This window comes from Exiguobacterium sp. S22-S28, from assembly GCF_043359615.1.
Lineage (GTDB): Bacteria > Bacillota > Bacilli > Exiguobacteriales > Exiguobacteriaceae > Exiguobacterium_A.
Genome location: NZ_JBHFFC010000026.1, coordinates 635,795 through 649,241, shown reverse-complemented (window position 1 = coordinate 649,241; position 13,447 = coordinate 635,795). Strand labels below are relative to the sequence as shown.

10 protein-coding genes and 15 tRNA genes are annotated in these 13,447 nt (G+C 46.1%); 23 read left to right on the top strand and 2 right to left on the bottom strand.

Annotation, left to right across the window (positions count from 1 at the left end):
* Positions 1-2: 2 nt before the first annotated feature.
* The 19 genes from ACHA8N_RS09940 (at position 3) to ACHA8N_RS09850 (ending at position 4,361) form a co-directional block, all read left to right on the top strand.
* Positions 3-77: transfer RNA gene (locus ACHA8N_RS09940), tRNA-Asn, on the top strand.
* Positions 78-104: 27 nt separating this feature from the next.
* Positions 105-195 (top strand) — tRNA-Ser (locus tag ACHA8N_RS09935).
* Between the two features lie 21 nt (positions 196-216).
* Positions 217-291 (top strand) — tRNA-Glu (locus ACHA8N_RS09930).
* A gap of 11 nt (positions 292-302) precedes the next feature.
* A tRNA-Met gene (locus ACHA8N_RS09925) sits at positions 303-376 on the top strand.
* An 8-nt stretch (positions 377-384) separates the two neighbouring features.
* A tRNA-Asp gene (locus tag ACHA8N_RS09920) sits at positions 385-460 on the top strand.
* 7 nt (positions 461-467) lie between these two features.
* Positions 468-543 (top strand) — tRNA-Phe (locus ACHA8N_RS09915).
* Between the two features lie 26 nt (positions 544-569).
* Positions 570-653 (top strand) — tRNA-Tyr (locus ACHA8N_RS09910).
* 3 nt (positions 654-656) lie between these two features.
* Positions 657-727, top strand: a tRNA-Trp gene (locus ACHA8N_RS09905).
* A 13-nt stretch (positions 728-740) separates the two neighbouring features.
* Positions 741-813: transfer RNA gene (locus ACHA8N_RS09900), tRNA-His, on the top strand.
* 10 nt (positions 814-823) lie between these two features.
* Positions 824-895: transfer RNA gene (locus ACHA8N_RS09895), tRNA-Gln, on the top strand.
* Between the two features lie 8 nt (positions 896-903).
* Positions 904-978 (top strand) — tRNA-Gly (locus tag ACHA8N_RS09890).
* 7 nt (positions 979-985) lie between these two features.
* Positions 986-1,059, top strand: a tRNA-Cys gene (locus ACHA8N_RS09885).
* A gap of 35 nt (positions 1,060-1,094) precedes the next feature.
* Positions 1,095-1,175: transfer RNA gene (locus tag ACHA8N_RS09880), tRNA-Leu, on the top strand.
* Between the two features lie 4 nt (positions 1,176-1,179).
* Positions 1,180-1,250, top strand: a tRNA-Gly gene (locus tag ACHA8N_RS09875).
* Between the two features lie 41 nt (positions 1,251-1,291).
* Positions 1,292-1,362, top strand: a tRNA-Gly gene (locus ACHA8N_RS09870).
* A 95-nt stretch (positions 1,363-1,457) separates the two neighbouring features.
* Positions 1,458-2,603 carry a tRNA epoxyqueuosine(34) reductase QueG gene (gene queG, locus ACHA8N_RS09865; RefSeq protein ID WP_393965553.1) on the top strand — a complete coding sequence of 382 codons (1,146 nt, stop codon included), beginning with the start codon at positions 1,458-1,460 and terminating at the stop codon, positions 2,601-2,603.
* Entirely contained in the window at positions 2,593-3,078 is a 486-nt protein-coding gene (locus ACHA8N_RS09860; RefSeq protein WP_393965552.1) for a methylated-DNA--[protein]-cysteine S-methyltransferase, read from the top strand. Before queG ends, ACHA8N_RS09860 begins: the two co-directional genes overlap by 11 nt.
* A complete protein-coding gene (trmL, locus tag ACHA8N_RS09855; RefSeq protein ID WP_026833771.1) occupies positions 3,078-3,551 on the top strand; it encodes a tRNA (uridine(34)/cytosine(34)/5-carboxymethylaminomethyluridine(34)-2'-O)-methyltransferase TrmL in 474 nt (157 codons plus the stop codon). Before ACHA8N_RS09860 ends, trmL begins: the two co-directional genes overlap by 1 nt.
* Positions 3,552-3,794: 243 nt before the next feature.
* Positions 3,795-4,361, top strand: coding sequence for a DUF5366 family protein (locus tag ACHA8N_RS09850; protein WP_147512692.1), 567 nt, complete (start codon positions 3,795-3,797; stop codon positions 4,359-4,361).
* Position 4,362: 1 nt separating this feature from the next.
* On the opposite strand, the gene ACHA8N_RS09845 is transcribed toward ACHA8N_RS09850, so the two are convergent.
* On the bottom strand, positions 4,363-6,138 hold the full coding sequence (locus tag ACHA8N_RS09845) for a transglycosylase domain-containing protein (protein ID WP_393965551.1): 1,776 nt from the start codon (positions 6,136-6,138) through the stop codon (positions 4,363-4,365).
* A 206-nt stretch (positions 6,139-6,344) separates the two neighbouring features.
* Here ACHA8N_RS09845 and ACHA8N_RS09840 point away from each other — a divergent pair, with 206 nt between their 5' ends.
* Genes ACHA8N_RS09840 through ACHA8N_RS09825 form a run of 4 tightly spaced genes read left to right on the top strand, consistent with a single transcriptional unit; the run spans position 6,345 to position 12,539 of the window.
* A complete protein-coding gene (locus ACHA8N_RS09840; protein WP_147512690.1) occupies positions 6,345-7,505 on the top strand; it encodes a glucose-1-phosphate adenylyltransferase in 1,161 nt (386 codons plus the stop codon).
* Positions 7,506-7,518: 13 nt separating this feature from the next.
* Positions 7,519-8,619, top strand: a complete 1,101-nt coding sequence (gene glgD, locus ACHA8N_RS09835; RefSeq protein WP_147512689.1) for a glucose-1-phosphate adenylyltransferase subunit GlgD — start codon at positions 7,519-7,521, stop codon at positions 8,617-8,619.
* A gap of 13 nt (positions 8,620-8,632) precedes the next feature.
* Complete coding sequence (gene glgA / locus ACHA8N_RS09830) at positions 8,633-10,084, top strand: glycogen synthase GlgA (RefSeq protein ID WP_393965550.1); 1,452 nt, start codon at positions 8,633-8,635, stop codon at positions 10,082-10,084.
* A 28-nt stretch (positions 10,085-10,112) separates the two neighbouring features.
* Positions 10,113-12,539, top strand: a complete 2,427-nt coding sequence (locus ACHA8N_RS09825; RefSeq protein WP_147512687.1) for a glycogen/starch/alpha-glucan phosphorylase — start codon at positions 10,113-10,115, stop codon at positions 12,537-12,539.
* Between the two features lie 34 nt (positions 12,540-12,573).
* Here ACHA8N_RS09825 and ACHA8N_RS09820 read toward each other — a convergent pair whose 3' ends face one another.
* Positions 12,574-13,389: a sulfurtransferase gene (locus tag ACHA8N_RS09820; protein ID WP_393965549.1), complete on the bottom strand. Its 816-nt coding sequence runs from the start codon at positions 13,387-13,389 to the stop codon at positions 12,574-12,576.
* Positions 13,390-13,447: the final 58 nt, after the last annotated feature.

The following is a 13,447-nucleotide window of genomic DNA, read 5'->3' as shown; positions in this document are numbered from 1 at the left end:
GTTCCGCAATAGCTCAGTGGTAGAGCAACCGGCTGTTAACCGGTAGGTCGTAGGTTCAAATCCTACTTGCGGAGCCATTTATTTACTTCTTCACCACAAGCAATGGAGAGCTGTCCGAGTGGCCGAAGGAGCACGATTGGAAATCGTGTAGGCGTCATAAGCGTCTCAAGGGTTCGAATCCCTTGCTCTCCGCCATAAAATTTTTACTTTTCAGATGGCCCGTTGGTCAAGCGGTTAAGACACCGCCCTTTCACGGCGGTATCACGGGTTCGATTCCCGTACGGGTCACCATTTTTTATCATCGCGGGGTGGAGCAGTCTGGTAGCTCGTTGGGCTCATAACCCAAAGGTCGTCGGTTCAAATCCGGCCCCCGCAATTACATACGGTCCTGTGGTGTAGCGGTTAACATGCCTGCCTGTCACGCAGGAGATCGCGGGTTCGAATCCCGTCAGGACCGCCATTGTTAAGGCTTTGTAGCTCAGTTGGTAGAGCAAAGGACTGAAAATCCTTGTGTCGGCGGTTCGATTCCGTCCAAAGCCACCATTTTATTTAATTGAATTTCCCATAGTGGGGGGGTAGCGAAGTGGCTAAACGCGGCGGACTGTAAATCCGCTCCCTCGGGTTCGGCGGTTCGAATCCGCCCCCCCCCACCACTTAGGGGCATAGTTTAGCGGTAGAACTACGGTCTCCAAAACCGTCAGCGCGGGTTCGATTCCTGCTGCCCCTGTTTTATTAGTATGGCGATTGTGGCGAAGTGGTTAACGCACCGGATTGTGATTCCGGCATTCGTGGGTTCAATTCCCATCAGTCGCCCTCTTATTATTGGGCTGTGGCCAAGTGGTAAGGCACTGGATTTTGATTCCAGCATGCGAAGGTTCGATCCCTTCCAGCCCAGCTTTTTGTGCGGAAGTAGTTCAGTGGTAGAATACGACCTTGCCAAGGTCGGGGTCGCGGGTTCGAATCCCGTCTTCCGCTCCAATAAAATGGCGCCATAGCCAAGTGGTAAGGCAGAGGACTGCAACTCCTCTATCGTCAGTTCGATTCTGACTGGCGCCTCCAATAATTCTTAATTGAATAGTTTTGCAAGAGATTGTGCCGGTGTGGCGGAACTGGTAGACGCGCACGACTCAAAATCGTGTTCCTTTGGAGTGTCGGTTCGATTCCGACCACCGGTATCTTGCGGGTGTAGTTTAGTGGTAAAACCTCAGCCTTCCAAGCTGATGATGAGGGTTCGATTCCCTTCACCCGCTTTTACCTTTGTTACAATCTCAATCAAGATTCACCTGATTATGCGGGTGTAGTTTAGTGGTAAAACCTCAGCCTTCCAAGCTGATGATGAGGGTTCGATTCCCTTCACCCGCTTACCTGAAAAGAGCAACGTGTCGTTTTTAATTGACACATTGCTCTTTTTGTTTAGCATGGAGATAAACGAGCGAACTAGCGAAAGGAGAGATACGATGCAGGGCGAATTGTTGAAAAAAGAATTGCAAATGTATGCCAAAGAGATTGGAATCGATGAATGCCGCATCACGACGGCTGATCCTTTTTTGGTGATGAAACAGCGTCTCGTTCAGCAACAAGAAAAAGGCTATGCTTCCGGATTCGAAGAGCCTGATCTTGAACGGCGTACGACTCCTACCTTGTTGCTTGATGATGCCGTCTCCATCATCGCAATCGCTGTTGCGTATCCAAGTAAGCTCAAGGATGCTCCACGTGGCAGAGAAGGGGAACGCCGCGGGATTTTTGGACGCTCTTCTTGGGGACTGGATTATCATCAGGCTTTGAAGCAACGCTTGACGTTGTTGGAAGAAAAAATTCAAGATTTGTGTCCAGATGCCCGAACCCGCTCGATGGTCGATACGGGAGAATTGGTCGATCGCGCTGTCGCAGAACGGGCCGGAATCGGATTCAGCGGGAAAAACTGTTCCATCATCAGTGAGGAGCATGGTTCTTATCTTTATTTAGGAGAATTGATTACAGATCAATACCTGCCTCCGGACGAACCGGTCGAAGAGTTGTGTGGTTCATGCAATAAATGTCTCGAAGCTTGTCCGACTGATGCTTTGGTCGAACCGGGCGTCATCGATGCGAAACGATGCATCTCGTTCATTACACAGACGAAGACTCTGATTCCGGAAGACTTCCGCTATGCCCTCGGAAATCGATTATATGGCTGTGACACCTGTCAGCAGGTTTGTCCGTATAATCGAAAAAAACATGCCACACAACACAGTGAGCTGCAACCGGATCCGGAACAAGTCAAACCCTTGCTGATTCCACTGCTTTCGCTCAGTAACCGTGAATTCAAGACACGATTCGGTTCGTTGTCCGGAGCATGGCGCGGGAAAAAACCAATTCAGCGTAACGCGGTTTGTGCACTTGTTCATTATCAAGACCGCACAGCATTGGATGCACTGCGTCTAATGGCTGAAACGGATCCACGGGAAGATATGCGCGCGCTTGCCGTTTGGGCAATCGGACGGATCAGTGGTCCGGAAGCGAAGGTGTATATCGAAGACCGTCTATCGAACGATCCGGCAGAGGACGTACAGACGGAAGGAATACGTTTATTGTCTGAATGGGGGGCGGAACATGCCTTATAAGAATGTAACGTTTACGTTCGGCGAATTGATGATCGCTTGGGAAGACGAAACAGTCGTGTACCTTGATTTCGGACTGGACCAGACAAAAATGGGACGTTATCTGCCTCAAGAGCTCTGCTACGAAGCGCCATTGCCTGAGTTTTTGGCTGGTGCCCTTGAGGCCTATGAACAGGGGCATTCAGAAGCATTGGACGGAATCCACTGTCGTTTAGAGGTAACGGACTTTCAACGACGTGTCCTGACCGCTTTGCGAACGATTCCGTTTGGACAGACGGCAAGTTACGGACAACTCGCACAGATGATCGGCTCGGAGAAGGCAGCCCGTGCGGTTGGGGGAGCCCTCAACCGAAATCCGATTGCTTTGATTTATCCGTGCCACCGAATCATCGGCGCATCGGGAAAGATGACGGGATTTGCCAGCGGCATCGCCCATAAAGAAGCGCTACTTGCGCATGAGTTAGGAGAGAATCAATAATGGCCATTCATGTAGTCATGTATCAACCAGAAATTCCACAAAATACAGGAAATATTTCGAGAACGTGTGCAGCGACACACTCCGTTCTTCATTTGATTCGCCCACTAGGATTTTCGACGGACGATAAACAATTAAAACGGGCGGGACTGGATTATTGGGAGTTCGTCGATGTGCGGTATCATGATTCGTTAGAAGAGTTATGGAGTAAACATCCGGACGGGACGTTTTATTACATTACGAAGTACGGCGAAAAGTATCCGAGTCAAATTGATCTGTCGAATGTTGAAGAAGATTACTTTTTTGTGTTCGGACGAGAAACGAAAGGATTACCTTTAAACGTCATCGATGAGAATCTGGAGCGTTGTATCCGTCTTCCGCAGTCGAATCTTGTTCGTTCGTTGAACGTCTCGAATACAGCGGCAATTATTGTCTATGAAGCACTTCGACAACAAGGATATGCGAATCTCCTGTAAAACAACAAATCCCCCTGACCCGAATGAACGGGCAGGGGGATTTGTTTTATTCGTTACCTTCAGGTTTTTTGTTGTAGCCTGCAGTAAAGATCGCTGTTAAGAAAGCGAGACTAACGCCTACCATTAAAATAAATGCCATTTTTGCTTCCCCCTTTAGTCTCAAGAACCGATATAATCTATTATAGTATACTTGTTAGTGGAATTGTGTGCTACATATGAAATTTCTATGAATGGAGCTTTGAAATGCGGACAAACGTTTATTTATTGAGTTATGCCCCTCTAATCAGCATTCTGCTGTTCAGTACGTCACTTGCGATTGCGACATCGGAACTGGCTTTGATGTGGTTAAACGATGTTGGTGTGTACGACGAGCTATTGCAGATATTAACTGCGCGCAATACGAAACTTCTTGTCTGGCTTGGTTTTTTAATTATTTACTTCATGATTTTTAGTTCGTTGAAGCTGATTTCAGACACAATCAATCAACTGGGCTTTGCCTTTTTCATCAAAGAACAGGTTGGAACGACGTTAAGCATGTTGCGTCCCGGAAGCATTCTCCTGTTGGTCGGAGGATGTATCAGTTTTGCATTCATGACGTCGTTCCCGCTCGTTTGTTTAGTTTTGACCAGTTCCTTTTTAATCTACTTTTTCTTTTACGTGTTTCAAATCAGTAAAATGACGTCTTCCGCCGGCGCGGTTGGGCTGGTCATCTTTCTTTTCCTCGCCTGGGGACTATTACTGGCTGGTCTGGCATGGGTCGGTTTAAGTTTGTTCAATTCACTTGGAGAGGCAGTTTTATTTCCGAAATAAGTCACTGGACGATGGAAGCCCATGTCTTGACTTGTAACGTGCTGTTCGCTTCGACAGGAAAGGCGCGTGGCAGATCGGCACCAAGCCAAATCCCTCCGACATGTTGATCTTTTATTCCGACGAACCACATATCCTTATTGTCGTTCGTCGTCCCCGTTTTCCCTCCAATATAAGAAGCAGTTCCATCATAACCCAAGCGTCCGGTTCCATATGTCATGACGTTACGAAGACCTTGACGGAGCAGTTGATTCGTTCGGCTCGACCAAATACGATCCGTTGATAACGTATGCCGCAACAACGTGCCTTGATCTGTCGTGATGGTACGAATCATCGAGGATGGACTGTACAGTCCGTCATTGACGAAGGTCGTATAGGAATTCGTCAGTTCAAGTGGACTGACACCATATTTTAGACCGCCTAGAGCACTGTTATAAGAATTGTCTTCATCGGTCCATTGGCTGAAACGAAATGGTCGAATCGTCTTCAAGCCTTCACTAAAGGAAACAGAGAATGCCCGCAAGGCCGGTGTGTTATACGAATATGCAATCGCATCCGCAATGGTCACACTTCCAAGGACGCGGTTACTGCTGTTTTGCGGACAGTATCCATCAAAACAAACAGGACTTCCATCAAGACGGCTCGATAAGGTTTTCTTTGTTTTTTCTAGATACGGACCATAGACGAGCAGTGGTTTTAAAGTCGATCCAGGTTGGCGATAGGACTGAACAGCCCTGTTCAGCTGACCGGAGACGTTTAATTTATTACCGACAAGTGCCGTGACTCCACGTGTTTTACCATCAATTCCGACATAGGCCCCTTCGATGGGAGACGGAAGCTTTTGAATGGCCTGTTTGGCGCGAATCTGCTCAGCCGGATCAAGATAGGTCTGGATGACGGCACCGTGTTCATGGAGGTACTGCTTCGCTTGTGGCAGACTGATTTTTTTTAGTGCAGAAGTTTTGCGAATTGCTTCCGATACGCTTGCGTCAATGTAATCCGGATAACGGATTACGGGTTTTTGGAACGAAATTTGAACGGGTTGCCGACGGACTTTTCCGGATACTGCTTTTGTCTGTTGCAGCGCCTTTATAATCCGTTGTTGCCGTTTTTCCGTATTTTTTGGGAAACGCAATGGATTGTAAAGGGAAGGATTATTCGGAATCGCTGCTAAATAGCTGACTTCCGACCAATTTAAATCCTTTGCGTGTTTTCCGAGATAAGAAGTCGCAGCCATTTCAATTCCATAAATATTATTGGAGAAATAGGCCTGATTGACATAAGCCGTCAGCAACTCTTTTTTGGAATATTTTTTTTCTAAAGCCGTTGCGATTAAAATTTCTTTTATTTTTCTAGTATAGGTTTTTTCGTTGGAAAGATATGTCATCCGTGCTAACTGTTGAGTGATGGTACTGCCACCTTGACCTTTATCATTTCCTGTCTGATTTTCTGTAAACGCTCGCAAAATACCAGTGATATCATATCCGTCATGCTGATAAAAACGCCGGTCTTCGATGGCGATAAACGCTTGTTCGACCTTTGAAGGTAAAGCATTTGCCGCTAAATCGTTCCGGCGTAAGCCGTCATACAATTCGAGGCGTTCTTTTTGATACGTGACGGTGATTGGTTGGTAAGAAGCGAGGGGACGATCTTCAGTCTGCCGGTCTGCCCAAGTGAACAGTTCCGTCGCAAGACCTAACTGATCGCGAACTGAAAAAAGTGTTAGTACTAAACCAAATGCTAGGGTGAAGACTAAGACATATCCTGTCGTGATTCTCATGAAAACTCCTTTCAAACGGCATTTCATTCCTATTATCGGTCTTTTTTGGAGAAAACAGTAGAAAAATTTAAGAAATTTGTATTTTAATAAACCTATTTTGCAGGAATGTTATATTAAAAAGAGAAAAGGTGGGTATATAAGAGTATCTGTATAAATTTATAGCAAATGATTGACGTAAAAAAAGAGCACAAACTGGAGGGGACGAAATGGCTAAAAAGAATGTAGTCGCGATGTTGCTTGCTGGCGGAGAAGGAAAACGTCTAGGAGCACTTACGAAACACACTGCAAAACCAGCGGTCGCGTTTGGAGGGAAATATCGCATTATCGATTTTCCGTTATCCAACTGTACGAACTCGGGAATCGACACAGTGGGAGTCCTGACGCAATATGAACCACTTGAATTGAACCGCTATCTTGGAATCGGAAGTGCTTGGGATCTTGACCGCCGTAACGGAGGATTAACCATCCTGCCACCCTACCAAGCCCAAAACGGGAAAAACTGGTATGAGGGAACAGCGAATGCCATCTATCGTAATATGAGCTACATCAACCAATACGATCCAGATTATGTGCTTGTGTTATCAGGGGATCACATCTATAAGATGGACTACGAAAAAATGATTGAGGAACATCGTCAAGGCGGAGCCGACGTGACGATTTCTGTCCGGGAAGTCCCTTGGGAAGAAGCACCGCGCTTCGGCATCCTGAATACGGACGAGGATCTCCGTATCAATGAATTTGAAGAAAAACCTGAAAATCCGAAATCGAACTTGGCTTCGATGGGAATTTACGTTTTTAACTGGGATGTCCTAAAACGTCACTTGATTCAAGATGCCGGCGATGCCGAATCAAGCTTTGACTTCGGGAAAAACATCATCCCGAACATGTTGTACGAGAACTTAAACATTCGTGCCTATAAATTTAAGGGTTACTGGAAAGACGTTGGAACGATCCAATCCCTTTGGGAAGCCAATATGGACTTGCTCGCAGCCGATCCGGAATTTGATTTGTATGAACCGTCTTGGAAAGTTCATTCCGTCAACCCGAACCAACAACCGCAATATATCGGAAACAATGCAACTATCGATACTTCAATCATTAACGAAGGATGCCACATTGAAGGCGAAATCAATCATTCGGTTCTCTTTTACGGGGTCGATGTTGCTGAAGGTTCGCTCGTGAAGGACTCTGTTATCTTCCCGAATGTCAAAATCGGTAAAGACGTTACGATTCACCGGGCCATTCTTGCAGACGGTGTCGTCGTAGAAGACGGGGCAACAATCGGTACACCAAACGGTGAAGTATTCGTCATTGAAGCGAACAGTATCATTCCAAAAAATGAAGTCATCAAAGAAGCGATCCAATAAGGGGGAAGTACCGATGAAAACAGATTTACTAGGAGTCATCAATCTGAGCGGCGAAGAAGGATTCTTTAAAGAATTAACGGAACACCGCAACTTGGCTGCCGTACCATTCGCAGGTCGTTATCGACTCATCGACTTTACATTAACGAATATGGTTCAAAACGAGATTGCGAATATCGGTGTCTTTACACTTGAAAAATACCGCGCCATGATGGATCACCTTGGATCCGGTAAAGAGTGGGACTTGGACCGTTCAAACGGCGGACTCTATATTTTCCCACCGGCTTTATCACAAGATGCCCATGAATTCCGCGGTGATCTATCAAACTTCCATTTACACCGCGATTTCTTCTTACGCAGTAAAGAGAACTACGTCGTGATTTCAGGATCCAACATCCTATCTGCCGTCGATTATCGGGATGTCCTACGTGAACATAAAGCTTCGAACGCAGACATTACAGTCGTTTATACGAAACGGGAATTACCGTGTAAGTATTGCCGTCCGATCCGTTTTGGCGATCAAAACCGTGTCATGGCTATCGGATCACGCGGGTTTGAACCAACAGATGAGACGTTTTATATGGAAACCGTTGTCCTTTCGAAGAACTTATTTGTCCGTCTCGTTGACGAAGCCATCGGACGCGGTGAATATGACTTACTTCAAAGCATCATCCGCTCGCAGTTAAACCGTTTGCATGTCCACGGTTACGAATATACAGGAACGTCACAAGTCATCCACTCGTTACGTTCGTATTATCGTGAAAGTATGTTGTTACTTGAACAGTGGGGCGCGATCAATGATTTCCAACACGTCTATACGAAAATCAAACATGAACCGCCGACACGCTACTTACCTGGATCAACCATCAAGAACTCACTTGTTGCGAACGGTTGTAAGTTAGAAGGAACGGCTAAAGACAGCATCCTCTTCCGTGGCGTCAAAGTCGGAAAACATGCCCGTGTCAAGAACTCGATCATCATGCAAAAATCAGTCATCGAAGAAGGCGCAGTCGTTGAATACGCGATCCTTGACAAAGAGGTAACGGTTAAACGCGGACAAGTCATCCGTGGTACGGCCGAAGAACCGATTGTCATCAAAAAACAAACAATCGTTTAAAGGGGATGTCATCATGAAGGTATGGTTTGCTGCCACAGAAGCGACACCATTCATCAAGACAGGGGGGCTAGCTGACGTCGTCGGCTCGCTCCCTTTAGCGCTTGCTGAAGAGGGTGCGGAAGTTTCGGTCATTTTGCCAAATTACGGTCAGATTAAAGAACAGTACAAGTCGGAAATGGAATTTTTATTCGATTTCATCGTGCCTGTCGGCTGGCGGCAACAGTTTGGAGCCGTTTTACGATTAAAGCAGGACGGCGTGACATTTTATTTTATCGATAACGAATATTATTTTAAACGTGATGGTGTGATTTATGGTCATTACGATGATGCTGAGCGGTTTGCGTATTTCTCACGAGCAGTGCTTGAAATGATTCAACGTGTTGATGTGGCAGAAGTGCCCGACGTCATTCATTGTCACGATTGGCAGACCGGTGTCTTACCGGCGTTCTTACGGATTCATTATCAACACCTCAACCGTTATCAAGACATCAAGACGGTCTTTACGATTCATAACTTGCAATATCAAGGGGTATTCCCGGAAGAGGTTCTCGGTGACCTTCTAGGTCTCAGTCACGAACACTTTACAGCAGAAGGTCTTGCACATAATGGGCTTGTCAATTACATGAAGGCCGGTCTCGTCCACGCCAATCAAATCACGACCGTTAGCCCGTCATACCGTGATGAAATCATGGATCCGTATTACGGTGAGACTCTGGAACCGGTCTTACAACACCGGGCAGTCGACGTCCGTGGAATTTTGAACGGTATCGATTACCGGCAGTTCAGCCCGGATACAGACGAGCATTTAGTGGAAAACTATGATGTGAAGACGGTTGAAGAAGGTAAAGCAGCCAATAAGGCAGCCTTGCAAAAAGAACTTGGTTTACCGGTTAATCCGGATGTTCCGTTATTTGGTTTTGTCTCACGTCTGGTCGATCAAAAAGGAATCGATTTACTCGCCCACATTCTGCCGGATCTGTTTGAACTCGATGCTCAGTTCATCATTCTTGGTTCAGGAGAAGCCGAGTACGAAGGATTGTTCCAGCATGCTTCGACGATTCGTCCGGATAAAGTAGCTTCATACATCGGTTTCGATGTTGGACTGGCCCAACGGATTTATGCCGGAAGTGACGCGTTCCTTATGCCGTCCCGTTTTGAACCGTGTGGTCTCAGTCAATTGATTTCCATGAAATACGGTGCGTTGCCTGTCGTTCGTGAAACCGGCGGACTGCGCGATACCGTCCAACCATTTAATCAGTTTACATTAGAGGGAAATGGCTTCTCGTTCTCGAATTATAATGCGCAAGAGTTTCTGGATGCCATCAAACGGACGATAGAGACGTATCATGACAAGCCGGTATTCAAGCATCTGATTGAAACAGCCATGGAGGAAGACTTCAGCTGGATACGTTCCGCAGATGAATACTTGGCGCTTTATCGTTTAATCGCACCGTCTGCTGACTGAAGTGGATTACGGGAAATGGGGTTTTGTAATGTTCAAAGACAAAGAGAAGTTTAAGAAGAGGTTTAATGAGCGCTTTATTTCGATGCATGGTAAAGCGCTTGAAGATGCGACAGAAAATGATGTGTACCAGACGTTAGCCTACATGGTACGGGAACATGTCACGACCGATTGGATGCGGACAAAAGAAACCTACATCCATAAAAAAAGTAAGCAAGTCTATTATTTTTCACTTGAATTCTTATTGGGGCGCTTTTTGTACAATAACCTGTTGAGCCTTGATGTACTGGAAGATGTTCGAAGCGGGCTTTCGGAACTCGGTTATGATTTAGCGGATTTGACCGAAGAAGAACCGGAACCGGGTCTTGGAAACGGCGGACTTGGTCGATTGGCGGCTTGTTTCCTGGATTCCCTTGCGGCGCTTGGATTACCGGGACATGGTAACGGCATCCGTTATCAGTACGGATTGTTTAAACAAAAAATTATCGACGGCTACCAAGTCGAGTTGCCGGATAATTGGTTGAAGAACGGAAACATGTGGGAAATTCGACGTTCCGACAAAGCTGTCGACATTCCGTTCGGTGGACATGTCTGGTTGGAAGAAATCGAGGGTGGTGGGTATCGCGTTCACCATGAGCCGGCAGAAATCGTCCGGGCAGTGCCCTATGATATGCCGATTGTCGGATATCAGAACGGAATCGTCAACAACTTGCGTCTCTGGAGTGCTGAATCGCCGTATGACGACGATGAATTGTTAAACCAACATCGGGGCAACTATAAAGATTTGCTGGTCCATAAACAAGCGATTCAGACGATTTCTGAATTCCTGTATCCAGACGACACGACATACGAAGGTAAGGTCTTGCGTTTGAAACAGCAATATTTCTTCGTCTCAGCCGGACTCCGGAGTATTTTGTTGTCTCATAAAAAACGAAATACGTCTCTCAAACATCTTGGTAATCAAATTGCCATTCATATCAATGATACACACCCGGTCGTTGCGATACCTGAACTGATGCGGATTTTAATCGATGAAGAAGCGTATTCGTGGGAAGAGTCATGGCGGATTACAAAGAGTGTCATGTCCTTTACGAACCATACGTTGCTTTCGGAAGCATTAGAGCGCTGGCCGGTCGATTTGTTCCGTGACCTGTTACCGCGGATCTATCTCATCATTGAAGAAATCAACCGTCGATTCTGTAAAGATGTACTCGATAATTACCCGCATCTTGAAGCGAACATGCGAGACGTCGCGATTATTGCGGACGGGATGATCAATATGGCGAACCTAGCCGTTGTCGGTACCCATTCGACGAATGGAGTAGCGCAAATCCATACAGAGATTCTCAAACAACGCGAAATGCGACTGTTTTACGAGATGTTTCCGCTTCGTTTTAATAACAAAACGAACGGAATCACACATCGCCGTTGGTTCTTATTATCCAACCCAGAACTCGCGAATCGTGTCACGGAAGCCATTGGGGATAGTTGGATCAATCATCCGTCCGACTTACAAAAGCTGACGAAATTTGCGGATGACGTCACGCTTCAACAAGATATCCGGGCCATCAAGCTGGCGAGTAAAAAAGAATTGGCGGAACTGATTAAGCTTGAGACAGGTATCATCGTTGATCCGCATTCGATTTTTGATGTACAGGTCAAGCGACTTCATGCGTACAAACGACAGTTACTTAATGCGCTTCATATTCATTCTCTTTATTACCGTCTAAAAGAGGACAAGTCATTCCAAATGACACCTCGGACCTTTATTTTCGGTGCTAAGGCGGCTCCGGGTTATCATTATGCGAAAGAGGTTATCCGTTACATTAATGCGCTTGCCAAACTCATTAATTCAGATCCGGATGTCAGTCCATACATGAAAGTCGTGTTCCTTGAGAATTATCGTGTATCACTGGCGGAAAAGATTTTCCCGGCAAGTGATGTCAGTGAACAGATTTCGACAGCAAGTTACGAAGCATCAGGAACAGGAAACATGAAATTTATGATGAATGGAGCCTTGACCGTCGGGACGCTCGACGGAGCCAATATTGAGATTCGTGATGAAGTTGAAGATGCAAATATCTTTATTTTCGGACTGACGCCTCAAGAAGTCATGAATTATAAGAAGTATGGTGGATACAGTGCGTATGATCAATACAGTGCGCAACCGGAACTTCGCCGAGTCATCGACGGGCTCGTCGACGGATCGATTTTCCCGACTGGAGAATTTCAGGCAATCTATGATTCGCTGTTGACGTACAACGATGAATATTTGATTTTAAAAGATTTCTTATCTTATCAACAAGCACAAGAACGAATCAGTCGTGCCTATCAAAATCCTGAAAAATGGTACAAGATGGTCATCATGAATATCGGGAAATCTGGAGTTTTCTCGAGTGACCGGACGATTAAAGAGTACGCTAACGCCATTTGGAACATCAAACCGGTACAAATATAAAAAAAGTCCGATTCTCATCGGACTTTCGTTTGATTCATCGTGCGACGTCGTCAGTTTGACTGATCCAGTCACTGTAAGAACCGGCATACAACCGGACATCTGTTTTTCCTAACGCGTGAAGCGCCAAGACGTTGACGCAAGCTGTAACGCCGCTTCCACAATAAAGAATCGGGGAAGGTGCTTCGAGCAGATCTGCATACAGTTCTTTCAGATCTTCCGCATCTTTCAGGCGGCGGTCAGGTGAAATCGCCTCTTCGAAGAAACAATTCACTGCACCCGGAATGTGACCGGCAATGGGATCAATCGTTTCATGTTGACCTTGAAATCGATCGGGTGAACGGGAATCAACAAGAGAGGTTTCTGCCGGACGATTTTTAACCTCTTCATACTGAATCAGCATATCGTCTTTAAAGTCGGCTTGATAAGTCGATTTTTCAAAAACAGCAGATTCCGTACTCATTGGAAAATCAAACGCTAAATAAGATGATAATCCGCCTTCAAGGACGACGACCCGTTCATGCCCGGCCCATTTAAAAAGCCACCAAGCACGTGCTGCATAAGGAAAGCCGTCATCATAGAGGACGATGAAATCATCGCGATGGACCCCGAGTGACTCCAACGTACGGATCCATTGCTCTTTTGCTGGTAATGGATGGCGTCCGCCTGTTTCGGAACGTGGTCCTGATAAATCAGTAGATAAATCTAGATACTGTGCGCCCTCGACATGGCTTTCCTTAAATGCTTCACGACCATAATCGGGGTGTTGCAAATCATAGCGACAATCAAACCAGCGGATCTGATCCGTATGAACAAGTTGTTGCAAGTCTGTCATTTGAATGGTTGGAAACATGAACATCACCTCGACCCTTTCTAAAGTAATCATATGAAAGGTGAGACGTTCCCGCAAG

Excerpts from the sequence above, each read along its gene's own strand:
- queG (WP_393965553.1), top strand. The coding sequence starts at position 1,458 with ATGCAGGGCGAATTGTTGAAAAAAGAATTGCAAATGTATGCCAAAGAG.
- ACHA8N_RS09860 (WP_393965552.1), top strand. The coding sequence starts at position 2,593 with ATGCCTTATAAGAATGTAACGTTTACGTTCGGCGAATTGATGATCGCT.
- ACHA8N_RS09850 (WP_147512692.1), top strand. The coding sequence starts at position 3,795 with ATGCGGACAAACGTTTATTTATTGAGTTATGCCCCTCTAATCAGCATT.
- ACHA8N_RS09825 (WP_147512687.1), top strand. The coding sequence starts at position 10,113 with ATGTTCAAAGACAAAGAGAAGTTTAAGAAGAGGTTTAATGAGCGCTTT.
- glgD (WP_147512689.1), top strand. The coding sequence starts at position 7,519 with ATGAAAACAGATTTACTAGGAGTCATCAATCTGAGCGGCGAAGAAGGA.
- ACHA8N_RS09820 (WP_393965549.1), bottom strand. The coding sequence starts at position 13,389 with ATGTTTCCAACCATTCAAATGACAGACTTGCAACAACTTGTTCATACG.
- ACHA8N_RS09845 (WP_393965551.1), bottom strand. The coding sequence starts at position 6,138 with ATGAGAATCACGACAGGATATGTCTTAGTCTTCACCCTAGCATTTGGT.
- glgA (WP_393965550.1), top strand. The coding sequence starts at position 8,633 with ATGAAGGTATGGTTTGCTGCCACAGAAGCGACACCATTCATCAAGACA.
- ACHA8N_RS09840 (WP_147512690.1), top strand. The coding sequence starts at position 6,345 with ATGGCTAAAAAGAATGTAGTCGCGATGTTGCTTGCTGGCGGAGAAGGA.
- trmL (WP_026833771.1), top strand. The coding sequence starts at position 3,078 with ATGGCCATTCATGTAGTCATGTATCAACCAGAAATTCCACAAAATACA.